The organism is Kribbella soli (assembly GCF_004331345.1).
GTDB lineage: Bacteria > Actinomycetota > Actinomycetes > Propionibacteriales > Kribbellaceae > Kribbella > Kribbella soli.
Map to the genome: position 1 here is coordinate 2,066,825 of NZ_SJJZ01000001.1, position 18,817 is coordinate 2,085,641.

Consider the following 18,817-nt stretch of genomic DNA (forward strand, 5'->3'; position numbering starts at 1 on the left):
AGTGGTGATGTGAGCACGGTGGTGCAGGTTCGAGGGTCGGCGGCACGGGTACGGGACGTCGTCGCGGTCGGTCGCCCGGCGTTCTGGGTGGTCTCGATCGTGCCTTATTACACGGGGATTCTGCTCGCGACGCATCGGCTGATCCCGCCCTTCGAGGAATGGCCGCGGCTGATCGTCGGGGCGGTCGTGATGGGCCCGCTGGTCTGGCTAGCAGTGCTAGCGGTCAACGACGCGTACGACCTGCCGAGCGATCGGCTCAACCCGCGGAAGGCCAAGTCGCCGTTGCTCGACGGGCGAATCACGCTGAGAGCGGCGAAGCGACTGGCGTTCGCGGCGGCCGTAGCAGCGGTCGGATTGAGCCTGCACGTCGGGATCGTGTTCGCGCTGGGCGTCCTGCTCGCCGTACTCCTCGGCTACGCGTACTCCGTCCCACCAGTGCGGTTGAAGACCCGCGCCGGCTTCGACGTCGCCGTCAACGCCCTGGCCCTGGGTGCCTTCGGCCCGCTGGCCGGCTGGGCCGCGATCAACCCGGACCTGAGCGATTTCCCTTGGCTGATGGGCCTGCAGGGAACCCTCGCCGCGATCGGCCTCTACCTCCCCACCACCCTCGCCGACCTCGAAGCGGACCGCGCCGCCGGCTATCAGACCATCGCAGTCCGCTTCGGCGCCCACACGACGTACCTGATCGGGTACGCCGCCTGGATCGCAGCAGCCGCCCTGTCCGTAATCCTCGCCGCCACCAACACGATCATCCCCCGCAGCATGCTGCTCCTCGAGGTGGTGATGGTCCCGGTCCTGATAGCGGCCTACCGCAAACTCATCGGCCCCCACCAATCCTTCAAGGGCATCATCACCCTCGCCACCCTCTTCCTCCTCCCCTGCGCCACCTTCGCCCTCACCTACACCGGCGTGCTCTAGATGTACCCGGAGATCGAGCCATACGACCACGGCATGCTCGACGTGGGTGACGGACACCGCGTCTACTGGGAGGTCTGCGGCAACCCGGACGGCAAACCCGCGCTCATGATCCACGGCGGCCCGGGATCCGGTGCCGGTGCCTCGTGGCGCAGGTACTTCGATCCCACCAGGTACAAAGTGGTTCTCGTCGACCAGCGCAACTGCGGCCGCAGTACGCCGGACGCGGCCGAGCCGGACGTGGATCTCAGCACCAACACCACCTGGCACCTGATCTCGGACTTCGAGCGACTCCGCCGGCAGCTCGGGATCGGGAAGTGGCTGCTGCTCGGCGCGTCCCACGGCGCGACGCTCGGACTCGCGTACGCCGAGAAGCACCCGGAAGCCGTGTCCGAGATCGTGTTGTTCAGCGTCACGAACACCTCCCGCCGCGAGGTCGAATGGGTTACCCGGGACATGGGACGGATCTTCCCGGAGGAGTGGGAGCGGTTCCGGGACGGCGTACTGGAAGAAGATCGGGACGGCAACCTCCCGCTCGCCTACAGCCGCCTTCTGCACGACGCTGATCCAGCCGTACGGGAGAAGGCCGCACGGGACTGGTGCGACTGGGAGGAAACTCATGTGCGCACGCACCCCGACTGGCGGCCGGACTCCGCGTACGACGATCCCGTCTTCCGCCTGCGGTTCGCACGGCTCGTGACGCACTACTGGGGTCACGCGGCCTGGCTGGAAGAGGATGTTCTCGTGCGGGAGGCGGGAAAGCTGGCCGGGATCCCGGGGGTGCTGATCCATGGCCGACTCGACATCAGCGGTCCGCCCGACATCGCCTGGCGGATGGCTCGAGCCTGGCCGGATGCGGAGTTGCACCTCGTAGAGCAAGAGGGTCACGGTGCCGGCGGCCGACGTACCACGGAGCTGATCCTCGCCGCACTGGACCGTTTCGCATTACGGAGCTGACCGGATCGGACGGGTATGCACGTGCACGTGCACGGTGGGAAAAGATTTGATCACTGATCTTTACAGCGATGAAACGTTCATGAACTCTTGGGTCCCATGACTCTGACCCGCCCGGAGCTCGAGACCGTCTATGCCCTCAGTCGGTCCGACATCGCGCACTTCGCGCAGCACGGATTCGTGAAGCTGAAGAACGTGCTCAGTGCGGAGACGATCGCGGAGTACGAGGCGGAGATCACCGACAAGGTGATCGAGCTGAACACCCAGGAACAGCCCCTGGACGAGCGGGACACCTACGGCAAGGCGTTCCTGCAGGTCACGAACCTCTGGCAGGACAGCGAGCGGGTGCTGGAGTTCGTGTCCTCGCCGCGGCTCGCGCGGATCGCGGCGCAACTGCTCGGCGTGCAGTCGGTGCGGCTGTACCACGACCAGGCGCTCTACAAGGAGTCCGGCGGCGGAGTCACCCCGTGGCACGCGGACCAGTACTACTGGCCGTTCGCGACCGATCGTTGCGTGACGATCTGGATCCCGCTGCAGGAGACCCCGATGGAGATGGGGCCGCTGTCGTTCGCGGCCGGCAGTCACACGTTCGAGCACGGGCGGGACCTGCCGATCAGTGACGAGTCGGAGCGCGTGCTGCAGGACGCACTGGCGGAGCAGAACTTCCCGGAGATCTCCGAGCCGTACGAGCTCGGCGAGGTCAGCTACCACCTCGGCTGGACGTTCCATCACGCGCCGCCGAACAGCACCGACATCCCGCGCCGGGTGATGACGGTGATCTACGTCGACGCCGCGATGGAGATCTCGCCGCCGGCGAACGCGAACCAGGTGCTCGACCTGGCCAGCTGGATGCCCGGCAACCAGCCCGGCGAGACCATCTCCTCCCCGCTCAACCCGGTCCTCTACTGACCGGCCCCGCCCCGGCGCGGCTGATACTCGCGCGCCTTCTGTACCTATTGGTATGTACGATGCTGCCATGAACTCATCGATCAGCCGCGTAGTCGTCCTGGATCAGCACCTGCCGGAGGCGCTCCCGGTGCAGCGCGTCGAGGTCCGCCGGATCACGATCGACCCGCACACCGCGCTCGGCGCCCACGTCCACAACGGCCCCGTGTTCGGCAACATCGTGTCGGGGTCGGCCGTCTACCAGCAGGCCGAGGACGCCGAGCCGCAGGTCCTGCACCCCGGCGACGTGTTCTACGAGCCCGCCGTCGAGCGGATCGCCCGCTTCGACACCGAGGACGAGGGCGTCACCTTCCTCGCCTACTTCCCCTTGACCGCCGGCCAGGACGCAACCCTCGACCTGGTCTAGGACCGCCACGCAGGCAGAACCCGGCAAAACGGGGGTCAAAGCCCCGCGAAACGGCACTTCTGCCTGCGTAGCGGTACCCCTATAGCGCTCGTTTCTGCGGATAAATCGTCTCGCCCCGGGACAACTGCTCGACGTACAGCGCGACCCGCTTCGCTCGGGTTTCGGCGCGCTTCGCGCTGCTGACGCGGTGGACGACGGCGAACCGGTTGGCGCTGGTCAGGATCTCGAACATCGCCTGGGCCTTCGGTTCCGCGGCCAGCGCCGCCGCCAGATCGTCCGGGATCTCGAGCGCGCCAGCCCCGCCGTACGCGTTGTCCCAGCGGCCGTCGCCCTTCGCGCGCTCGACCTCGGCATGTCCGGCCGGGCGCATCCGGCCTTCCTGTTCCAGGCGCGCGATCAGGCCGACGTTCCGCTTCGACCACAGGCTCCGTTTTCGACGCGGCGTGTACCGCTGCACGAACGTCTGCTCGTCCCGGCCCCGCCGTTGCCCGTCGATCCACCCGTGACACAGGGCTTCCTCGAGTGCTTCGTCGTACGTCAGGCTCGTCGGGGATTTCACATTCTTCTTGGCCAGCACGAGCCAGACGCCATCGGATTCCTCGTGATGCTCGTGCAGCCAACTCAGCCAGGCGGCGGCATCCACGACGATCAGTTCTGCGGTCACGAGGCAGCCTCCCGATAGCGCGCAGCCAGCTGCGTCGCGGCATCCTTCAACTCTTGCGGTCCGACGAACTCCAGGTCGCACTCGAACATCCCGAACGTCGCGGCCAGACCGGTCCACGACCATCCGCTGAGGGCGAGCCGGCAACTCGTCGGCGTGAGCTCCTCGACCACGGCACCGTGGCCGGCCCATTGCGCGATGTCCGACGCCTTCGCCTGCAGGATCGCCTCACCACGGCAGGGATTGCGGTCCTGTCCCCGGAACTTGCTGGAGATGTACGTCGCCACGTCCGGCGCCGGCAGCTCGCGCGGTGTGAACCGTGGCCCGGTCGGTGTCTTCGGCGTCATCCGATCCACCCGGAACGTCCGCCAGTCGTTGCGATCCAGATCCCAGCCGACGAGGTACCAGCGCCCTCCCCACGTCACCAGATGATGCGGCTCGACCTTCCGCGGCGGCACCCATTCCTCTTCCGCGGCACGAGGTGCGGCGTAGTCGAACCGCAGTACTTCGTTTGCGCGGACCGCCGTACCGATCGCGATCAACTGCTCGGAGTCGACCGTCGTACGGCGGTTGGCGTAGCGGTCGACCGTGGTCACCTGCAGGGCGTCGACCCGTTGCCGCAACCGCGCCGGCATCACCTGACGAACCGTGGCCAGCGCCCGAAGTGCGCCCTCCTCGATCCCGGTGACCGTGGTCGTCGCCGTCTGCAAGGCGACCGCGACCGCGATCGCCTGATCGTCGTCGAACAGCAGCGGCGGCAGATCCGCGCCCGCATCCAGGCGGTAGCCGCCGTCAGGTCCTTTGGTCGCGCGCACGGGATACCCGAGGTCGCGCAGTCGGTCCACGTCCCGGCGGACGGTCCGCGGGCTGACTTCCAGGCGGTCGGCCAGCAGTTGGCCCGGCCAGTCGCGGCGGGCCTGAAGTAAGGAGAGCAGCGCGAGCAATCGGGCTGAGGTCTCGGACATGACTTCAGATTGCCATGAGTAGCGGCCAGAACCTGTCCTCTTTCACTGGAAATGTCTGTCGTAGAGACCCTGACCGAAGGAGAGATCGTGATCAGCACCCGAGCGCTCACCCGGGACTTCGTGGTGAGCCGTACCGAGACCGTGCACGCGGTCCGCGGCATCAGCCTCCACGTCGAACCCGGCGAACTGGTCGCCGTCCTCGGCCCGAACGGCGCCGGCAAGACCACCACGCTGCGCATGCTCACCACCTTGATCACACCGACCTCGGGCACCGCGACAGTCGCCGGGTTCGACGTGACCACGCAACCCAGCCAGGTCCGCCGCCGGATCGGGTACGTCGGACAGGGCAACGGCGCCGGTCACTCGCAACGGGTCGGCGACGAGCTCGTCGGGCAGGGCGTGATCTACGGACTCGACCGCCGTACGGCCAAGCTGCGGGCCGGCGAACTGCTCGAAGCCCTGGAGCTGAAGGACCTGGCCCAGCGCAAGGTGTCGGACCTGTCGGGCGGGCAGCGCCGGCGGCTCGACGTCGCGATGGGTCTGGTGCACGCACCGTCGCTGCTGTTCCTGGACGAACCGTCGACCGGCCTCGACCCGCAGAACCGGGCGAACCTGTGGGACCACATCCTGCGGATGCGCGAGCAGTACGCGATGACGATCGTGCTCACCACGCACTACCTGGACGAGGCCGACTCGATGGCCGAGCGGGTGGTCGTCGTGGACCACGGCGAGGTGATCGCCGACGACACCGCCGACGGGCTGAAGGCCACGCTGGCCGGCGACCGGCTCGCGGTAACCGTTGCTCCTGGCAACATCACACGGTTGAGCGAACTGGCCGGGAAGTTGCCCGGGGCCCGCGAAGTGATCGCCGTCGGCGACGAGGTGAGCGTCCGGGTCGCGGACGGACCGGCGGCGCTTCCCGAACTGGTCGCGGCCGCCCAGCGCGGCGGCGTGCCGATCGCGGCGGCGCAGGTGCACCGCCCGACCCTCGACGACGTGTTCCTCAACCTCACCGGCCGCAGCCTGCGCGAAGACTCGAACGGAAAGGCAGCCCGATGACCACCCTGACCCTGTCGGCAACCTCGACCCCGACCTCGACCCAGCCCTCCCGGAACCTGCTCCGCGACATCCGGATCGTGATGACGCGGGAACTCAAGCCGGTCCTGCGAGACCCGTTCAGCCTGCTGTTCGGGATGATCCAGCCGCTGATCTTCCTCGCCCTGTTCGGCCCGCTGCTGTCCGGATCGATGGGCGGCACGTTCGGCGACGGCGTGTGGCAGTGGTTCGTCCCGTCGATCCTGGTGATGACCACCCTGTTCGGTACGTCGACCACCGGGGCGAACCTGCTGTTCGAGTTCCAGACCGGTGCGCACGAGCGGATGCTGGTCACGCCGTTGTCCCGCTCCTCGTTGCTGATCGGCCGGGCACTGAAGGAGATGGTGCCGCTGTTCGGGCAGGCGGTGATCGTGATCGCGGTGATGACACCGTTCGCGTTCGACCTGCACCTCGGCGGCGCGCTGATCGGGCTGGCACTGCTGGCGGTCTTCGGCGTCGGGCTCGGTTCGTTCAGCTATGCGCTGGCGATTGCGGTCCGCAAGCAGGACTGGATGTTCTGGGTGGTGCAGCAGACGTTCCTGTTCCCGTTGATGATCCTGTCCGGGATGCTGCTGCCGCTCGAGACCGGTCCCGGCTGGATGCGGGTCGCCTCGAAGTTCAACCCGTTGTCGTACGTCGTGGACGCGGAGCGGACGCTGTTCTCGGGCGACGTACTGTCCAGCGCGGTGCTGTGGGGCTGGGTCGCGGCGATCGTGACGGCGGCGCTCGGACTGACCGTCGGCATCCGCGCGATGCTCCGCTCGGCCGATTGACCCAATTGCGTCACTGTCCCCGCTGGGCCGTTCTCAACGATGGAATTCACCTACGGTAGCGCTCAGATCACCCACCGCCCCCGAAGGAGATCTGATGAGGCCCCGCCCCGCCTTGTTCGCCGTACTGACTTCTCTGGCCGCCGCCGCGCTCGCCGCCTCGAGCGCGGTGGCGGCGCCGTTCCCGCAAGCCGACACCGCCAAGCGGGTGGTGGCCGCGACCGACACCGACGGCGACTCGCTCCCGGACACCTGGGAGACGAACGGGTACGACGCGAACGGTGACGGCGTCGTCGACGTGGACCTGCCCGGGATGGGCGCGAACCCGAAGAAGAAGGACCTGTTCGTCGAGATGGACTACATGGCCGGCCGGCTCACCACCACGGCCGGCCTCGACCGGATCGTCCAGGTCTTCGCGTCCGCCCCGGTCAGCAACCCCGACGGCAGCACGGGAATCAAGATCCACCTCGACGCCGGCTCCGCCCGCGGTACGGCGTACAACCTCGGCGGTGGCAACGAGGTCGCGTACGACGCCGACCTGAACCCGTCGGCGACCCAGACGAACGCGATCAAGACGGCCAACTTCGCGTCGGCCCGCAAGGCCGTCTTCCACTACATGATCTGGGGCGACAGCTACGACGGCGGTTGCAGCAGCGGCCAGGCCTTCAACATCCCGAACGACACGTTCATCGTCACGGTCGGCCCGAAGTGCAACTGGAACGCGACCGACGACATCAACGTGGGCACGTTCATCCACGAGCTCGGCCACAACATCGGCCTGAAGCACGGCGGCACCGACAACCTGAACTACAAGCCGAACTACCTGAGCGTGATGAACTACTCGTTCCAGCTCGGCGGTGTACTCAAGGCCGACGGCACCAAGTACTGGGGCTACTCGAGCGTCCAGCCGACCTCGATCAACGAGGCCCGGCCGGACGAGACCGTCGGCCTCGGCAGCCTGGGCGCCGGCTACCGGACGAGCTGGAAGTGCCCGAACGGCTCGACCAAGACGACGGCCGGCGCCGCCAACCAGCCGATCGACTGGAACTGCGACGGCGACACCACCGACACCACGACGGCCGCCGACATCAACGGCGACAAGACCACGTCGATCCTGATCGCCCAGAACAACTGGGCCAACATCGTCTTCGGCGGCGGCGCAGTCGGCGGCGGCAGCGAACTCCAGTCCAAGACTCCCGCCGCTGAACTCCAGGAACTCACCCACAACGAGTGGACCGAGATGCAACACCGCTGACCGCGATCCGCCTCCCCGCACCTCAGGTGGGCGGGGAGGCGGACCGCCAGCACTCATCAATTGCCCTCAGCGCGACCGGCTGAGCGTGCGCCCGCCCGCAATACCGCAATTGTGGAGTGCTGGGCGTCCGCAACTACCCAGCCCAAATCCCGGTCGCAGCGGTCTCGCGCGCCCAGTCGGTGAAGTCCCGGGGTGCGCGGCCGAGTACGCGCTCGACGCCGTCGGAGACGTACTCGGAGCGGTGGTTGCGGATGACGGTGAACAGGTCGCCTACGGCGCTGGCGTCTTCCGGGGTCAGGCCTTGCTCGGTCAGTTCGGCGACGTGGGCCTCGGGGTCGAGGTCCACGTACTTGATCGGGCGGCCGGTTGCGGTGGTCAGTTCGTCGGCGATCTCGGTCATCGTGAGGGTGCGTGGGCCGGAGATCGCGAGGGTCTGGCCGACGTACGACTCGTCGAGCAGAGCGGTGGTCATCACGTCGCCGACGTCGTCGGTGTCGATCCACGCCTCACCACCGGTGCCCGTGGACAGCCGGATCTCGCCGGCGAGGACGTGGTAGCGCAGGAAGTCTTCGCTGAAACCCTGCGCGAACCAGGCCGGCTGCACGATCGTCCAGTCCCGCCCGCTCGCCTTCACCACGTTCTCCAGCTCGAGCTGCCCGTCGTACACGGCGAAGTCGCGACCCGGACTGCCGACGCCGCGGCCCGACAGCAGCACCACGCGCCGCAGCCCGTCGGCCTGCTCGACGAACCTGCCGGCCTGCGCGAGTCCGGTCGGCCCGACCGGCGGCGCGAGGTACGCCGTGTCGGTGCCGCGGACCGCGTCCGCCCAGGTGCTCTCGTCGTACCAGTCGAACCGTCGCTCGCTGGAGCGGGACGCGAGCCGGTACGGGATGCCCCGCGCGTCGAGCTGCGCCGCGACGCGACGGCCGGTCTTGCCTTTGCCACTGAGGATCAGAATCGGGTTCATGGCTCTAGTCCACCGGAGCGCGGTGAGACAAACCATGGCCGTACGCCGCAATTCGATGTTCCGAACGCTCAGCCTGACGTAGGCTCGTCGCATGGACGTGCTCGACGAACTGCTGGCCGGGACCCGCGCACAGGACGGGGTGTTCAACCTGACGATCCTGGATCTGCCCTGGGCGCTGGAGATCCGGGACGAGGCGCCGCTGGCGCTCGCGACCCTGATCCGCGGCTCCGGCTGGGTGACCCGCGAGGGTCTCGAGCCGCAGCGGATGGAGCAGGGCGACGTCGCGATCGTCACCGGTCCGGAGCCGTACGTCGTCAGCGACAGCCTGACGACCGCACCGCAGCTTCGGATCCACCCCGGCGGCATCTGCGAACCGTTGCCCGGGGCACCGATCGACTACTCGGCCCGACTCGGCGTGCGGACGTACGGCGCCCGCAAGTCGGGTGAGGTGATGGTTGCCAGCGGCACCTACCAGGTGGCCGGCGACGTCAACCGGAGGCTCGTCACCGCACTCCCGCCGGTGCTTGTCGTACCGGCGGCCGAGGTAGCGGGATCGGTGATGGACATGATCACCAGCGAGATCCAGCGGGACGCCGCCGGTCAGCAGAGTGTGCTGGACCGGTGGCTCGACCTGGCGCTGATCACCACGCTGCGCGCGTGGTTCGCCCGGCCGGACTCGCACGCGCCGGGGTGGTACCAGGCGCAGACCGATCCGGTGGCGGGTACGGCGTTGCGCTTGCTGCACGAGGACCCGGCGTACCCGTGGAACGTCAGCGAGCTCGCGGATCGGGTCGGGATCTCGCGCGCATCGTTGGCCCGGCGATTCTCGGCGGTCGTCGGCGAGGCGCCGATGAGCTACCTGACCGGCTGGCGGATCACGCTCGCCGCGGATCAGCTGCGATCGACCCGGGACACCGTCGAGACGATCGCCCGGCGGGTCGGGTACGCGAACGCCTTCGCGTTGAGCGTTGCGTTCAAGCGGGTCCGGGGAGTCACGCCTACCGCGCATCGCCGGGCGGCGTGAAAGCTTCAACCGACGAGTTCAACGATACGATTGAGGCTCATGGGTCATGAAGAAATCCCGCTGAGCCTTGACGAGCTACGACAGCTGAGCCTGTGGACGGCCGACTGCGCCGAGCAGGCGCTGGCCCTGTTCGAGGCGGCGGCGCCGGGCGATCGGCGGGCGCGGGACGCGATCGAGGCAACCCGCGAGTTCGGTGCCGGAGGCAAGCGAACCAAGGCGATCCGGACCGCCGCGTGGGCGGCGCTCAAGGCAGCGGGCGAGCTGGACGCGGGCGGCCTCCACGGCCGCGAGCGGAAGGCCGCAGGGGCGGCTGCGCGGGCAGCAGTAGGTGCCGCTGGTTCGGCGTACCTGCATCCGTTCGCGGCGGCCACTCAGGTGAAGCACATCGTCGCGGCGGCGCAGTATGCGGCGTACGCGCAGGAGCTGGCGACCGGCGATCCGGCTGCCGCCGATGCGGTCATTCGGTGGGCAGTCGAACGCGTCCCGCCCACGGTCCGCGAGGTTCTCGCGCGCTACCCCGACGGCGCTCCCGGCCGCAGTCGGCTCGGTGAGCTGCACCGCCAACTGGAGGCTGAGCTCAGGCGACCGTCGACTTCATGAACGCGAGCGCCTGCGGCCACGCCAGCCGGAACGCGTCCGCGTTGACGTCCTTGTCGTGCCGGGACTTGTCCGAGAACCCGTGGTCTGCACCGGGGAAGTACTGCGTGAACGTCCCGCCGGCGGTCCGTGCCTGCAACACGGTCTGCAAGGTCTCGAAGTCCGCAGTGGGTACGGCGGTGTCCGCGCTCGGGTAGCTCACCAGCACCGGCGCCGTAACCCCGGCAGCCTCGGCAATTGCGTCGTACGTGTGATGCGGCGGCCGGTTCGACGGCACGGTCGGGTGGAAGGCGACGACGTTCGCCACCCGCTGGTCGCGCGCCCCGAGCAGGAAGGCGAACCGCCCGCCGAGGCACCATCCGATGACGCCGACCTTGTTGCACCCGAGCTCGTCGAACAGGTAGTCCAGCAACGCGCCCTGCTCGGTGAGAGCGGTGTCGTCGTCCATCTCCCGCAGCATCCCGCTGAGCTCTTCCCGGGTGGCGTTGTCGGTGCTGCGCCCCTTGAACGGATCCCACGCCAGCGCGGTGATCCCTTCCCCGGCCAACTCGTCGGCCCACTCCCGGATCTGCTCACCGATCCCCGTGATCATCGGCAGCAGCAACATGCCGGCCCGCCCGACCCGCGCGAGATAAGCGTCCTGCTCCCCAACCTTCACAGTCACACCCATGCGCGCATCTTATGGTCAGCTGACGCCGACCGTTTGGTGGTCCACCTCGATGACGCCGATGACGCGTTCCACGTCGCGGCCGTAGGGCTGGCCGATGTACTTCTGGGCGATCTGGTCGACGAGCTCCCAGCCCGCGTCGCCGTCGATCCACTCGACGACGCGACCGCGGACGATGACCGGCTCGTACGGGTTGTCGACCGGCGCGAGCGACAGCGCGACGCGGGGATCGCGGCGGACGTTGCGGGCCTTCTGGGAGTTCGGGCCGGTCAGGAAGATGATCTTGTCGTCGAGCAGGCTCACCCAGAGCGGGATGGAGTGCGGCGACCCGTCCGGCAGAACGGTGGCCAGGTGGGCGATGGACGTGCTCTCGACGGCGCTACGTACGGCGGGCTTCAACATGACTCTGCTCCTTCAGGCGGGTGGCGATGGGGTTAGCGGACGATCTCGTAGTGGAGGTGGGTGACGCCAGGGGCAGGCACGGCCTCGATCAAGTTCAGGCGGACGTGCTCGGGCAACTCCTGGAAGAAGGGCCGGCCGCCGCCGAGCAGGATCGGCACCTGATGCAGCACGATCTCGTCGACGAGCCCCGCCTGGAGTGCCGCGGTCGCGACACCGCCACCCATCAGACCGACGTCTTTCCCGCCGGCCAGGTCACGCGCCGCGGCGACCGCATCCTCGATGGTGTTGGCGAGAGTCTGTCGTTCGCTGATCTCCGCCACCGGGCCGTGGCTCACGACGACCAGCGAGGCCTTCGGGTGCGGGCTGCCGCCGCCGAAGTGGCCCGAGTCGTTGTACGTCTTGTGCCCGGCGATCACTGCGCCGACCCGGCCGGCGAGCGCGTCGAAGATCCGTGCGCTCGGTGCGCTCAGCTTGAAGCCGTCGAACACCTGGCTCGGCGTGTCACCGTCGAAGTACCAGTCGAACAGCATCGGCGCATCGCCGAGCCCGTGATCCGGACCGGAGCCGCGTCCGGTGATGTACCCGTCGACCGAGACTGCGAGGGCGCAGACGACCTTGCTCATCGTGTTCACCTTTCCTTGGAGTTCCTTGAAGGAACGCTAACATGATGGAGTTCCTTTAGGGAACCCTAAACGCTAGACTGGTGTCATGCAGCGAACGGACTTCAGTGAGATGGCGTGCTCGATCGCGCGCACGATGGACGTGATCGGCGAGCCATGGTCGCCGTTGATCCTGCGCGACGTCTGGGTCGGGTTCTCCCGGTTCGAGCAGCTCCAGGCGGACCTCGGAATCTCCCGCAAGGTGCTCACCGAGCGGCTGAACCACCTGGTCGACCGTGGCGTGCTGGAGCGTCGGCCGTACGACAAGCGGCCGCGGTACGAGTACGTGCTGACCGATCGCGGTCGCGAACTGCTCGACGTCCTGATGGTGATGGTTGCCTGGGGCGACAAATGGCTGGCCGGGGAAGCGGGACCGCCGGTCCTCTACCGGCACCACGCCTGCGGGGAGATCAGCCACGTCGACCTCGCCTGCGCCCACTGCGGCAAGCCGATGCACGCCGACGACATCGACATCCTCCCCGGCCCAGGCGCGGCGGCCTAGCTGCAGTACTGGCGGAACACCTCGAGGTCGCTGTCCACGCAGGCGATCCGGTCGAAACCCCAGGTGTCCACTCCCGGTCGATCGACCTCGAACATCACCCGGGCGGACATGTCCCGCAGGCCGCGGGCGAGAAGCGCGAACTCGAGGTGGTCGACGTCCAGGTCGTCGGCGCCGTACTCGTCGAGGAACTCCGCCAGCCGATCACCGTCGGCGGCTACCCACACGTCGTACTCACGGGGCCCGATCACGGCGTTCTCCCAGTCGAGGATCGCCGCCACCTCACCGTGGTTGTCGATCAAGACGTTCAACCCGTGGAGGTCTGTGTGGCACAGGACGTCGCGCACTGGTTTGAGCCGCGTTCGTACGTCGTCCAACCGCGCGATCGCCGCGGCGACCACGTCCGCCCGGTCCGCGATCCACGGGTGCTGCAGATTCCGCCCAAGGCTAGAGATGTGCGGCTCGCTGACGTCTGCGCGCGGCAGCGTCACCCGCAGCGGCGCCTCATGAACCTGCCGCAACGCCCGGGCCACCACACGCCAGTCGCTCCAGGCCGCCGTACGCCCTTCGATATAAGGGAAAACAGCGACGTTCTTCGCGGACAGCTCGCCCTGCAGCGTCCGCAACGGCTCCACTACCGGCAGCCCGAGAGCTCCCAACTCGGCCAGCTGCGAGAGCCCTGACGGCTCCTCGCCTTCCTTCCACACCTTCACGAACCATCGGCCGTCCGCCACCCAGCCGTCGGTGGCGAAGCCGCCGGGGTGCGGCTCCAGCGAGGAGACAGTCAGTCCGTAGTCGCGTTCGAGGTCCACACCCGCATCACATCACCTGCGCTGGGCGGCGAGCATCCGGATTACGGCGGCGTTCACCAGGATCAGGATCAGCGCCGAGAAGAGCAGGAGCGCGACCTGGGCCGGGAGGAGCGCGATGCCCAGGCCGATTGCGAGGACCGGGATCGCGAGTCCGGCGTACGCGATCAGGAAGAGGGCGGCGAGGACTTCGCCGCGGGAGGATGGGTCGGCGAGCGATGCAGCAGTCGCGACTGCGCCGCGGAAGACGAGGCCTACCCCCGCGCCGGCGACGACACCGCCGATGACGAAGAGGTACAGGTTCGGGATGAGACCGCCGACCGCCACGCCCACCAGGCCGACGGACATCGCGACCAGTCCGAGGCGGAGCTGAGCCGGGCGGCTGAGGCGGACGAAGACGGCCTGGCTCGCGGCGCCGGCGATGAAGACGGCGAACGTGACGACCCCGGCGAGCAGGCGGGACGTGTGGTGCAGGACGCCGGCCAGGAACGTCGGCGCCAGCGACGTGAAGAGACCGAAGATCGCGAACGCGGCGAAGGCACCGATCGCGGACGCGAAGAAGAGCGGACGCGCGGACGAGGGCAGCGCCACCCGCTGCGGCCGGTACGCCGGACGCTCCTCCAGCCGCTCCACGGTCTCCGGCACCAGCGCGATCCCCACCGCGCTGATCAGCAGCAGCACCAGGAAGATCTCGTACGGACGCTCCAGCGGCGACGACACGTACTGCGCCAGCAGTCCACCCACGAGCGGCCCGAACGCGAGCCCGCCGAGGTTCACCATGCTCGAGATCAGCGCCGACCGACTGGGGTCCTCACCGGGACGCGCGATCTGCCGTAGCTCGGACAGGTGCGCGGTCGCGGTCGCCGTCAGTACGCCGACGCCGACACCGCAGATGAACCGCGCCAGCAGCAGCCCGGGGACTTCCGGCCAGATCAGGAAGATCGCCGCCGACAACGCCTCTGCGAGTACTGCGAGCAACGCGACCCGCCGCCGCCCGAGCCAGTCGCTGACATGCCCCGCCAGGTACAGCGACGCCATCACCCCGACCGCGTAGCTCGCGAAGATCACCGTGATCACGTATGTCGGGAAGCCGTCGCGCTGCTGGTAGATCGCATAGAGCGGAGTCGGGATCGTCGAGAAGGCCATCGTGGTGAGGAAGGCCGCCGCGATCACCCAGAACCCCGGAGCATGAGCGAACCGGATCCGTACGCCGGCCCGCGAAGACGTCATGGTGGACATGTTTCCAGCGTGCCGCGCGCCATCTATCGAGTCCAACGAAAGTTCTTGCACGCTCTTATCGCCAAATCCGATAATTGATCCTGTGGACAGTCGCCAGCTGGAGTACTTCGTCGCCGTCGCCGAGGAGCTGAGTTTCACCCGCGCGGCGCACCGGCTGTTCACGGTGCAGTCCACGGTCTCGGCCGCCGTACGCGCTCTCGAGACGGATCTGAAGACGACTCTCTTCGATCGCTCGACCCGGCGCGTCGTGCTGTCAGCGACCGGGCAGGCGTTGCTGCCTGAGGCGAAGGCTGCGCTGGAGGCGTTGGACCGCGCGCGGGCCGCGGTCGAGGAGGCGTCGTCGGGGTTGCGCGGCAGCATCCGGATCGGGACGCTGGCCCGGCTCAGCCTGGTGAACATGGCCGAGCTGCTCGGCGCGTTCCATCGCAAGTACCCGCTGGTCGAGGTGCAGGTCGCGACGTCGCCGACCGGATCGACCGGCCTCGCGGACGACGTACGGCACGGTCGTCTGGACGTTGCGCTGCTCGGGCTGCCGCGTCCGGAGTTGTCCGGTCTCGAGGTCCGCGACATCGCCACGGTTCCGTTCGTGGCGCTCGTCCCGTCGTCGCATCCGCTCGCCGAGCGCGCCGGTATCGGACTCGACGAGCTCGCCACTGAGCGGTTCGTGGACATGCCAGCGGGTTTCGGGAACCGGAAGATGGTCGACCGGGCGTTCGACACGATCGGGATGCCCCGGCGGATCCAGGTCGAGGTGCCGGAACTGACCACGATCCCGGACTACGTTCGGGCCGGTCTCGGTGTCGGCGTCGTACCGGATCTCGAACTGGCCGAGGAGCCCGGCGTCGCCAAGCTGTCGATCACCGGCGCGGAGCTGACCTGGACGTTGTCCGTCGTGACGATCGCCGGACGGCGACCGAGCAGAGCGGTGACCGCCCTGCTCGATCTGATCGGCGACTCGACCCGCCCGGAAGGTCCGTACTTCTAAGCAGCCCAGATCTTCCAGTCGGGAAGTTCGTTGAAGCGGCGGAGCGCGGCGACCCCGCTGAGCCAGCCGAGCCAGGCGCCGTACGGCGGGTTGGACTCGTCGAACCCGCTCATCACGAAGGTCAGCCGGGTCTTCCCGTCGGACTCGGCGAGCTCCCAGGTGCTGATGCCGGCCGGACCCCAGTCCATCGACATCTTCTGACCCTCGACCAGGTCGACGATCTCCACGCCCGGGCCGGCGTCGAACCCGCCCATCGCGAACCGGCCGCCCTTCCGGAGGTCGATCTCGACCGGGTACCCGAACCACGCCGACGCCTTCTCGGCCTCGGTCAGCGACGAGTACACCTGCGCGACCGGCGCGTCGATCAGCGCCTCGCCCGCGAACACCGGCGAGGTGAAGTCCGGCCTGGTGGTGAGCTCGCGACCGTCGAGATGGTCGACGAGGTTCGCGAGCGCCAGCGACCAGAAGGTCTGCAGTACGCCGCGGATGTTCGCGCCGCTGATCGCGTCCGCGAAGTCGAAGCCGGTCTGCGACAGCTTGACCAGCGTCGCGTCGTCGCCGTCGGGTGTCAGCGTGATCTCGGTGGTCGTCTCCTCGCCGCCGAGCGTCCACGCCAGCGTCAGCGTACTTCCGTCGTACCCGAGGACTCGCTGGTGGGGCGCGTCGCCCTCGGGGATGTAGCGGCCCCAGAACTCGAACGTGCCGGGCAGGTCGACGGTCGAGTGCTCACCGAGCCAGAGGTTCAGGGCCTTCGGATCGGTCAGCGCCTGCCGGACGTCGTCGATGCCGACCTGGGCGCGCACTTGCAGGACAAGTGGTTCAGTCATTGGTTCGGTCTCCCTTGGGGTAGCAGGCCACCGCGAGCTTGAAGGCGTCGCCCTCGCTGCCGCCGTAGCGCTCGAAGAGGTCCTGCAGCGTGCCGCGCAGGTCCTCGAAGAACTCCCGCCGTCGGTCCGGTGGAACCCGGATCTCACCGGACACCCCGATGGACGGCAGCTCCGGAGCCGACCGATCCAGCGCGGCGATGTCGGTCTGGACCTCTTCCATCAGGTCCAGCACGTAGCCGAGGCTCAGCTCGTCGCGGGTCCGGCGGAGTCCGCCGATCCGGCCGACGAGCGTCGGGGACAGCCAGTACGAACGGGCCGTCGCCTGGTAGATACCCTCGCGGATCCCGCGCACCTTGCGCTCGTCCACCTGGGTCACCAGTCCCGCCTCGACGAGGCGCTTCACGTGGTAGTAGACGCGCTGCGGAGTCTGGCCGAGCTGCTCGGCCACGTCGCCACAGGTGGCCGGCTCCGCCAGCCGCCGCAGCACCTCGATCCGCTGCGGCTTGAACAGGGCCTCGGCCTGCTCGAGCTGCTCCAGATGCATCACGTCTCTCATCACACAAAAAAGTTTGTACGTAAAAAAGAATCTTGTCAATCAGTGGGATTTAGATCACCGGGGAATGTAAGTCGGCGGTTCGCGGTTCCAGCAGATGTTGGTGTCAAGGAAAGGAAGCGCGACATGGCAACTGTCTCGTTCAAGGGAGCCACCCGGGTCTACCCGGGCACCGACCTCGCTGCGGTCGACAAGCTCGACCTGGACATCGAGGACGGCGAGTTCATGGTGCTGGTCGGACCGTCCGGGTCCGGGAAGTCGACGGCACTGCGGATGCTGGCCGGGCTCGAAGAGGTGAACGAGGGCGCGATCTTCATCGGCGACCGGGACGTCACCAACGCCCCGCCGAAGGAACGCGACATCGCGATGGTGTTCCAGAACTACGCGCTGTACCCGCACATGTCGGTGGCCGACAACATGGGCTTCGCGCTGAAGATGCAGGGCATCCACAAGGACGACCGCGCCAAGCGAGTGCTGGAAGCCGCCAAGCTGCTCGGCCTGGAGGAGTACCTCGACCGCAAGCCGAAGGCACTGTCCGGCGGTCAGCGCCAGCGCGTCGCGATGGGCCGCGCGATCGTCCGTAACCCGCAGGTCTTCCTGATGGACGAGCCGCTGTCGAACCTCGACGCCAAGCTGCGGGTCCAGACCCGCACGCAGATCGCTGAGCTGCAGCACCGGCTCGGTGTCACGACGGTCTACGTCACCCACGACCAGGTCGAGGCCATGACGATGGGCGACCGGGTGGCCGTCCTTCGCGATGGCATGTTGCAGCAGGTCGACACCCCGCTGAACCTGTACGACAGGCCGCGGAACAAGTTCGTGGCCGGCTTCATCGGATCGCCCGCGATGAACCTGATCGAGGCCGAGATCGTCGAAGGTGGCGCGAAGGTCGGCGACTACGTGGTCCCGATCGCGCGCGACGTACTGGCCAAGGCCGGTGACGACAAGACGCTGACGCTCGGCGTCCGCCCAGAGGCGCTGCACCTCGCGGACGACGGTCTGCCGGTGAAGGTGTCGGTGATCGAGGAGCTGGGGTCGGACGCGTTCCTGTACGGGACCGCCGAGCACACCAGTGACCAGATCATCGCCCGGATCGGCACCCGGCTGCACAACGACAAGGGCACGGTCGTCCACTTGGCGCCGGACCCCGACAAGCTGCACCTCTTCTCCACGTCGACCGAGGACCGGCTTGTGTAGTTTGGCCCTGTGGGCCTTTGGATCAAGGACGCACCAGGAGTGATGGAGCTGCCGTCGGGTCGGCTCGTGCGCGGACGCGGTCTGCGGCACGGCTCGGCGGCAGAGCCGTTTCCGACGTACGGCGTGTATCTGCTCGGCAAGGAACCGCCGGACGTGCCGTGGGAGACGCACTGGATCAAGTGGCCGGACTTCCGGCTGCCGGTGGATCGCGCGCAGGCGTTGACGACCTTTCGCGCAGCGTTGGAGCAGACCGGGATCGGGCGGGTCGAGTTCGCCTGCGACGGCGGCCGGGGGCGGACCGGGACAGCGCTCGCGTGTCTCGCCGTACTGGACGGGCTGCCCGCGGATCAGGCGGTCGACTATGTACGACGGCATTACGACAAGCGGGCGGTGGAGACGCCGTGGCAGAAGCGGTACGTGCTAAATCTGTTGACCCGGAGTTGAGGGATCGCGTTGGGTCGAGGC

The 18,817-nt window shown here is 68.1% G+C and carries 23 protein-coding genes; 13 read left to right on the forward strand and 10 right to left on the reverse strand.

Annotated elements, in window-relative coordinates; genetic code table 11:
* Window positions 1-9 precede the first annotated feature (9 nt).
* The 4 genes from E0H45_RS10345 (at window position 10) to E0H45_RS10360 (ending at window position 3,181) form a co-directional block, all read left to right on the forward strand.
* Window positions 10-918, forward strand: coding sequence for a UbiA prenyltransferase family protein (locus E0H45_RS10345; protein ID WP_131336459.1), 909 nt, complete (start codon window positions 10-12; stop codon window positions 916-918).
* Entirely contained in the window at window positions 919-1,872 is a 954-nt protein-coding gene (gene pip / locus E0H45_RS10350) for a prolyl aminopeptidase (RefSeq protein ID WP_131336461.1), read from the forward strand. It begins immediately after the preceding gene.
* Between the two features lie 96 nt (window positions 1,873-1,968).
* Window positions 1,969-2,778 (forward strand): phytanoyl-CoA dioxygenase family protein, encoded by an 810-nt coding sequence (locus E0H45_RS10355; protein ID WP_131336463.1) that lies wholly within the window; start codon window positions 1,969-1,971, stop codon window positions 2,776-2,778.
* A 67-nt stretch (window positions 2,779-2,845) separates the two neighbouring features.
* A complete protein-coding gene (locus tag E0H45_RS10360; RefSeq protein WP_131336465.1) occupies window positions 2,846-3,181 on the forward strand; it encodes a cupin domain-containing protein in 336 nt (111 codons plus the stop codon).
* Window positions 3,182-3,260: 79 nt separating this feature from the next.
* On the opposite strand, the gene E0H45_RS10365 is transcribed toward E0H45_RS10360, so the two are convergent.
* Window positions 3,261-3,845 carry a YdeI/OmpD-associated family protein gene (locus E0H45_RS10365; RefSeq protein ID WP_131336467.1) on the reverse strand — a complete coding sequence of 195 codons (585 nt, stop codon included), beginning with the start codon at window positions 3,843-3,845 and terminating at the stop codon, window positions 3,261-3,263.
* The gene (locus E0H45_RS10370; RefSeq protein WP_131336469.1) at window positions 3,842-4,807 is read right to left on the reverse strand and encodes a helix-turn-helix transcriptional regulator; all 966 of its coding nucleotides are present in this window, start codon (window positions 4,805-4,807) and stop codon (window positions 3,842-3,844) included. The genes E0H45_RS10365 and E0H45_RS10370 overlap by 4 nt, the downstream gene beginning before the upstream one ends.
* 87 nt (window positions 4,808-4,894) lie before the next feature.
* On the opposite strand from E0H45_RS10370, the gene E0H45_RS10375 reads away from it, so the two are divergent.
* From E0H45_RS10375 to E0H45_RS10385, 3 genes are all read left to right on the forward strand, one after another.
* Complete coding sequence (locus E0H45_RS10375) at window positions 4,895-5,866, forward strand: ATP-binding cassette domain-containing protein (RefSeq protein WP_131336471.1); 972 nt, start codon at window positions 4,895-4,897, stop codon at window positions 5,864-5,866.
* The gene (locus E0H45_RS10380; RefSeq protein ID WP_131336473.1) at window positions 5,863-6,675 is read left to right on the forward strand and encodes an ABC transporter permease; all 813 of its coding nucleotides are present in this window, start codon (window positions 5,863-5,865) and stop codon (window positions 6,673-6,675) included. The genes E0H45_RS10375 and E0H45_RS10380 overlap by 4 nt, the downstream gene beginning before the upstream one ends.
* A 94-nt stretch (window positions 6,676-6,769) precedes the next feature.
* Entirely contained in the window at window positions 6,770-7,927 is a 1,158-nt protein-coding gene (locus E0H45_RS10385; RefSeq protein ID WP_131336475.1) for a zinc metalloprotease, read from the forward strand.
* Window positions 7,928-8,060: 133 nt separating this feature from the next.
* Here the strand turns inward: E0H45_RS10385 and E0H45_RS10390 are convergent, their stop codons facing one another.
* Window positions 8,061-8,894, reverse strand: a complete 834-nt coding sequence (locus E0H45_RS10390) for an NAD(P)H-binding protein (RefSeq protein ID WP_131336477.1) — start codon at window positions 8,892-8,894, stop codon at window positions 8,061-8,063.
* A gap of 91 nt (window positions 8,895-8,985) precedes the next feature.
* Between E0H45_RS10390 and E0H45_RS10395 the strand changes: the two genes are divergently transcribed.
* Both E0H45_RS10395 and E0H45_RS10400 read left to right on the forward strand, forming a co-directional pair.
* A complete protein-coding gene (locus tag E0H45_RS10395) occupies window positions 8,986-9,918 on the forward strand; it encodes an AraC family transcriptional regulator (protein WP_131336479.1) in 933 nt (310 codons plus the stop codon).
* Between the two features lie 39 nt (window positions 9,919-9,957).
* Complete coding sequence (locus E0H45_RS10400; RefSeq protein ID WP_131336481.1) at window positions 9,958-10,518, forward strand: putative immunity protein; 561 nt, start codon at window positions 9,958-9,960, stop codon at window positions 10,516-10,518.
* Here the strand turns inward: E0H45_RS10400 and E0H45_RS10405 are convergent.
* Genes E0H45_RS10405 through E0H45_RS10415 form a run of 3 tightly spaced genes read right to left on the reverse strand, consistent with a single transcriptional unit; the run spans window position 10,496 to window position 12,207 of the window.
* Entirely contained in the window at window positions 10,496-11,185 is a 690-nt protein-coding gene (locus E0H45_RS10405) for a dienelactone hydrolase family protein (RefSeq protein ID WP_131336483.1), read from the reverse strand. The genes E0H45_RS10400 and E0H45_RS10405 overlap by 23 nt on opposite strands.
* Before the next feature lie 15 nt (window positions 11,186-11,200).
* Window positions 11,201-11,584 carry a TIGR03618 family F420-dependent PPOX class oxidoreductase gene (locus E0H45_RS10410; RefSeq protein ID WP_131336485.1) on the reverse strand — a complete coding sequence of 128 codons (384 nt, stop codon included), beginning with the start codon at window positions 11,582-11,584 and terminating at the stop codon, window positions 11,201-11,203.
* Between the two features lie 32 nt (window positions 11,585-11,616).
* Window positions 11,617-12,207 carry a dihydrofolate reductase family protein gene (locus E0H45_RS10415; protein ID WP_131336487.1) on the reverse strand — a complete coding sequence of 197 codons (591 nt, stop codon included), beginning with the start codon at window positions 12,205-12,207 and terminating at the stop codon, window positions 11,617-11,619.
* An 85-nt stretch (window positions 12,208-12,292) separates the two neighbouring features.
* On the opposite strand from E0H45_RS10415, the gene E0H45_RS10420 reads away from it, so the two are divergent.
* A complete protein-coding gene (locus E0H45_RS10420; RefSeq protein ID WP_131336489.1) occupies window positions 12,293-12,745 on the forward strand; it encodes a winged helix-turn-helix transcriptional regulator in 453 nt (150 codons plus the stop codon).
* Here the strand turns inward: E0H45_RS10420 and E0H45_RS10425 are convergent.
* Together E0H45_RS10425 and E0H45_RS10430 are read right to left on the reverse strand one after the other, a co-directional pair.
* The gene (locus E0H45_RS10425; protein WP_131336491.1) at window positions 12,742-13,554 is read right to left on the reverse strand and encodes a phosphotransferase enzyme family protein; all 813 of its coding nucleotides are present in this window, start codon (window positions 13,552-13,554) and stop codon (window positions 12,742-12,744) included. The two genes, E0H45_RS10420 and E0H45_RS10425, sit on opposite strands and share 4 nt — an antisense overlap.
* A 12-nt stretch (window positions 13,555-13,566) precedes the next feature.
* Window positions 13,567-14,790, reverse strand: coding sequence for an MFS transporter (locus E0H45_RS10430; RefSeq protein WP_131336493.1), 1,224 nt, complete (start codon window positions 14,788-14,790; stop codon window positions 13,567-13,569).
* An 82-nt stretch (window positions 14,791-14,872) separates the two neighbouring features.
* Here E0H45_RS10430 and E0H45_RS10435 point away from each other — a divergent pair, with 82 nt between their 5' ends.
* Window positions 14,873-15,775, forward strand: coding sequence for a LysR family transcriptional regulator (locus E0H45_RS10435; protein WP_131336495.1), 903 nt, complete (start codon window positions 14,873-14,875; stop codon window positions 15,773-15,775).
* On the opposite strand, the gene E0H45_RS10440 is transcribed toward E0H45_RS10435, so the two are convergent.
* Together E0H45_RS10440 and E0H45_RS10445 are read right to left on the reverse strand one after the other, a co-directional pair.
* On the reverse strand, window positions 15,772-16,602 hold the full coding sequence (locus E0H45_RS10440; protein WP_131336497.1) for an SRPBCC family protein: 831 nt from the start codon (window positions 16,600-16,602) through the stop codon (window positions 15,772-15,774). The genes E0H45_RS10435 and E0H45_RS10440 overlap by 4 nt on opposite strands.
* Entirely contained in the window at window positions 16,595-17,158 is a 564-nt protein-coding gene (locus tag E0H45_RS10445) for an ArsR/SmtB family transcription factor (RefSeq protein WP_130387133.1), read from the reverse strand. Before E0H45_RS10445 ends, E0H45_RS10440 begins: the two co-directional genes overlap by 8 nt.
* Before the next feature lie 123 nt (window positions 17,159-17,281).
* On the opposite strand from E0H45_RS10445, the gene E0H45_RS10450 reads away from it, so the two are divergent.
* A complete protein-coding gene (locus E0H45_RS10450) occupies window positions 17,282-18,352 on the forward strand; it encodes an ABC transporter ATP-binding protein (protein WP_131336499.1) in 1,071 nt (356 codons plus the stop codon).
* A 9-nt stretch (window positions 18,353-18,361) separates the two neighbouring features.
* A complete protein-coding gene (locus E0H45_RS10455) occupies window positions 18,362-18,796 on the forward strand; it encodes a protein-tyrosine phosphatase family protein (protein WP_238154893.1) in 435 nt (144 codons plus the stop codon).
* Window positions 18,797-18,817: the final 21 nt, after the last annotated feature.

Excerpts from the sequence above, each read along its gene's own strand:
- pip (WP_131336461.1), top strand. The coding sequence starts at position 919 with ATGTACCCGGAGATCGAGCCATACGACCACGGCATGCTCGACGTGGGT.
- E0H45_RS10445 (WP_130387133.1), bottom strand. The coding sequence starts at position 17,158 with ATGAGAGACGTGATGCATCTGGAGCAGCTCGAGCAGGCCGAGGCCCTG.
- E0H45_RS10390 (WP_131336477.1), bottom strand. The coding sequence starts at position 8,894 with ATGAACCCGATTCTGATCCTCAGTGGCAAAGGCAAGACCGGCCGTCGC.
- E0H45_RS10405 (WP_131336483.1), bottom strand. The coding sequence starts at position 11,185 with ATGGGTGTGACTGTGAAGGTTGGGGAGCAGGACGCTTATCTCGCGCGG.
- E0H45_RS10415 (WP_131336487.1), bottom strand. The coding sequence starts at position 12,207 with ATGAGCAAGGTCGTCTGCGCCCTCGCAGTCTCGGTCGACGGGTACATC.
- E0H45_RS10400 (WP_131336481.1), top strand. The coding sequence starts at position 9,958 with ATGGGTCATGAAGAAATCCCGCTGAGCCTTGACGAGCTACGACAGCTG.
- E0H45_RS10370 (WP_131336469.1), bottom strand. The coding sequence starts at position 4,807 with ATGTCCGAGACCTCAGCCCGATTGCTCGCGCTGCTCTCCTTACTTCAG.
- E0H45_RS10430 (WP_131336493.1), bottom strand. The coding sequence starts at position 14,790 with ATGTCCACCATGACGTCTTCGCGGGCCGGCGTACGGATCCGGTTCGCT.
- E0H45_RS10395 (WP_131336479.1), top strand. The coding sequence starts at position 8,986 with ATGGACGTGCTCGACGAACTGCTGGCCGGGACCCGCGCACAGGACGGG.
- E0H45_RS10385 (WP_131336475.1), top strand. The coding sequence starts at position 6,770 with ATGAGGCCCCGCCCCGCCTTGTTCGCCGTACTGACTTCTCTGGCCGCC.
- E0H45_RS10440 (WP_131336497.1), bottom strand. The coding sequence starts at position 16,602 with ATGACTGAACCACTTGTCCTGCAAGTGCGCGCCCAGGTCGGCATCGAC.
- E0H45_RS10355 (WP_131336463.1), top strand. The coding sequence starts at position 1,969 with ATGACTCTGACCCGCCCGGAGCTCGAGACCGTCTATGCCCTCAGTCGG.
- E0H45_RS10360 (WP_131336465.1), top strand. The coding sequence starts at position 2,846 with ATGAACTCATCGATCAGCCGCGTAGTCGTCCTGGATCAGCACCTGCCG.
- E0H45_RS10410 (WP_131336485.1), bottom strand. The coding sequence starts at position 11,584 with ATGTTGAAGCCCGCCGTACGTAGCGCCGTCGAGAGCACGTCCATCGCC.
- E0H45_RS10420 (WP_131336489.1), top strand. The coding sequence starts at position 12,293 with ATGCAGCGAACGGACTTCAGTGAGATGGCGTGCTCGATCGCGCGCACG.
- E0H45_RS10380 (WP_131336473.1), top strand. The coding sequence starts at position 5,863 with ATGACCACCCTGACCCTGTCGGCAACCTCGACCCCGACCTCGACCCAG.
- E0H45_RS10450 (WP_131336499.1), top strand. The coding sequence starts at position 17,282 with ATGGCAACTGTCTCGTTCAAGGGAGCCACCCGGGTCTACCCGGGCACC.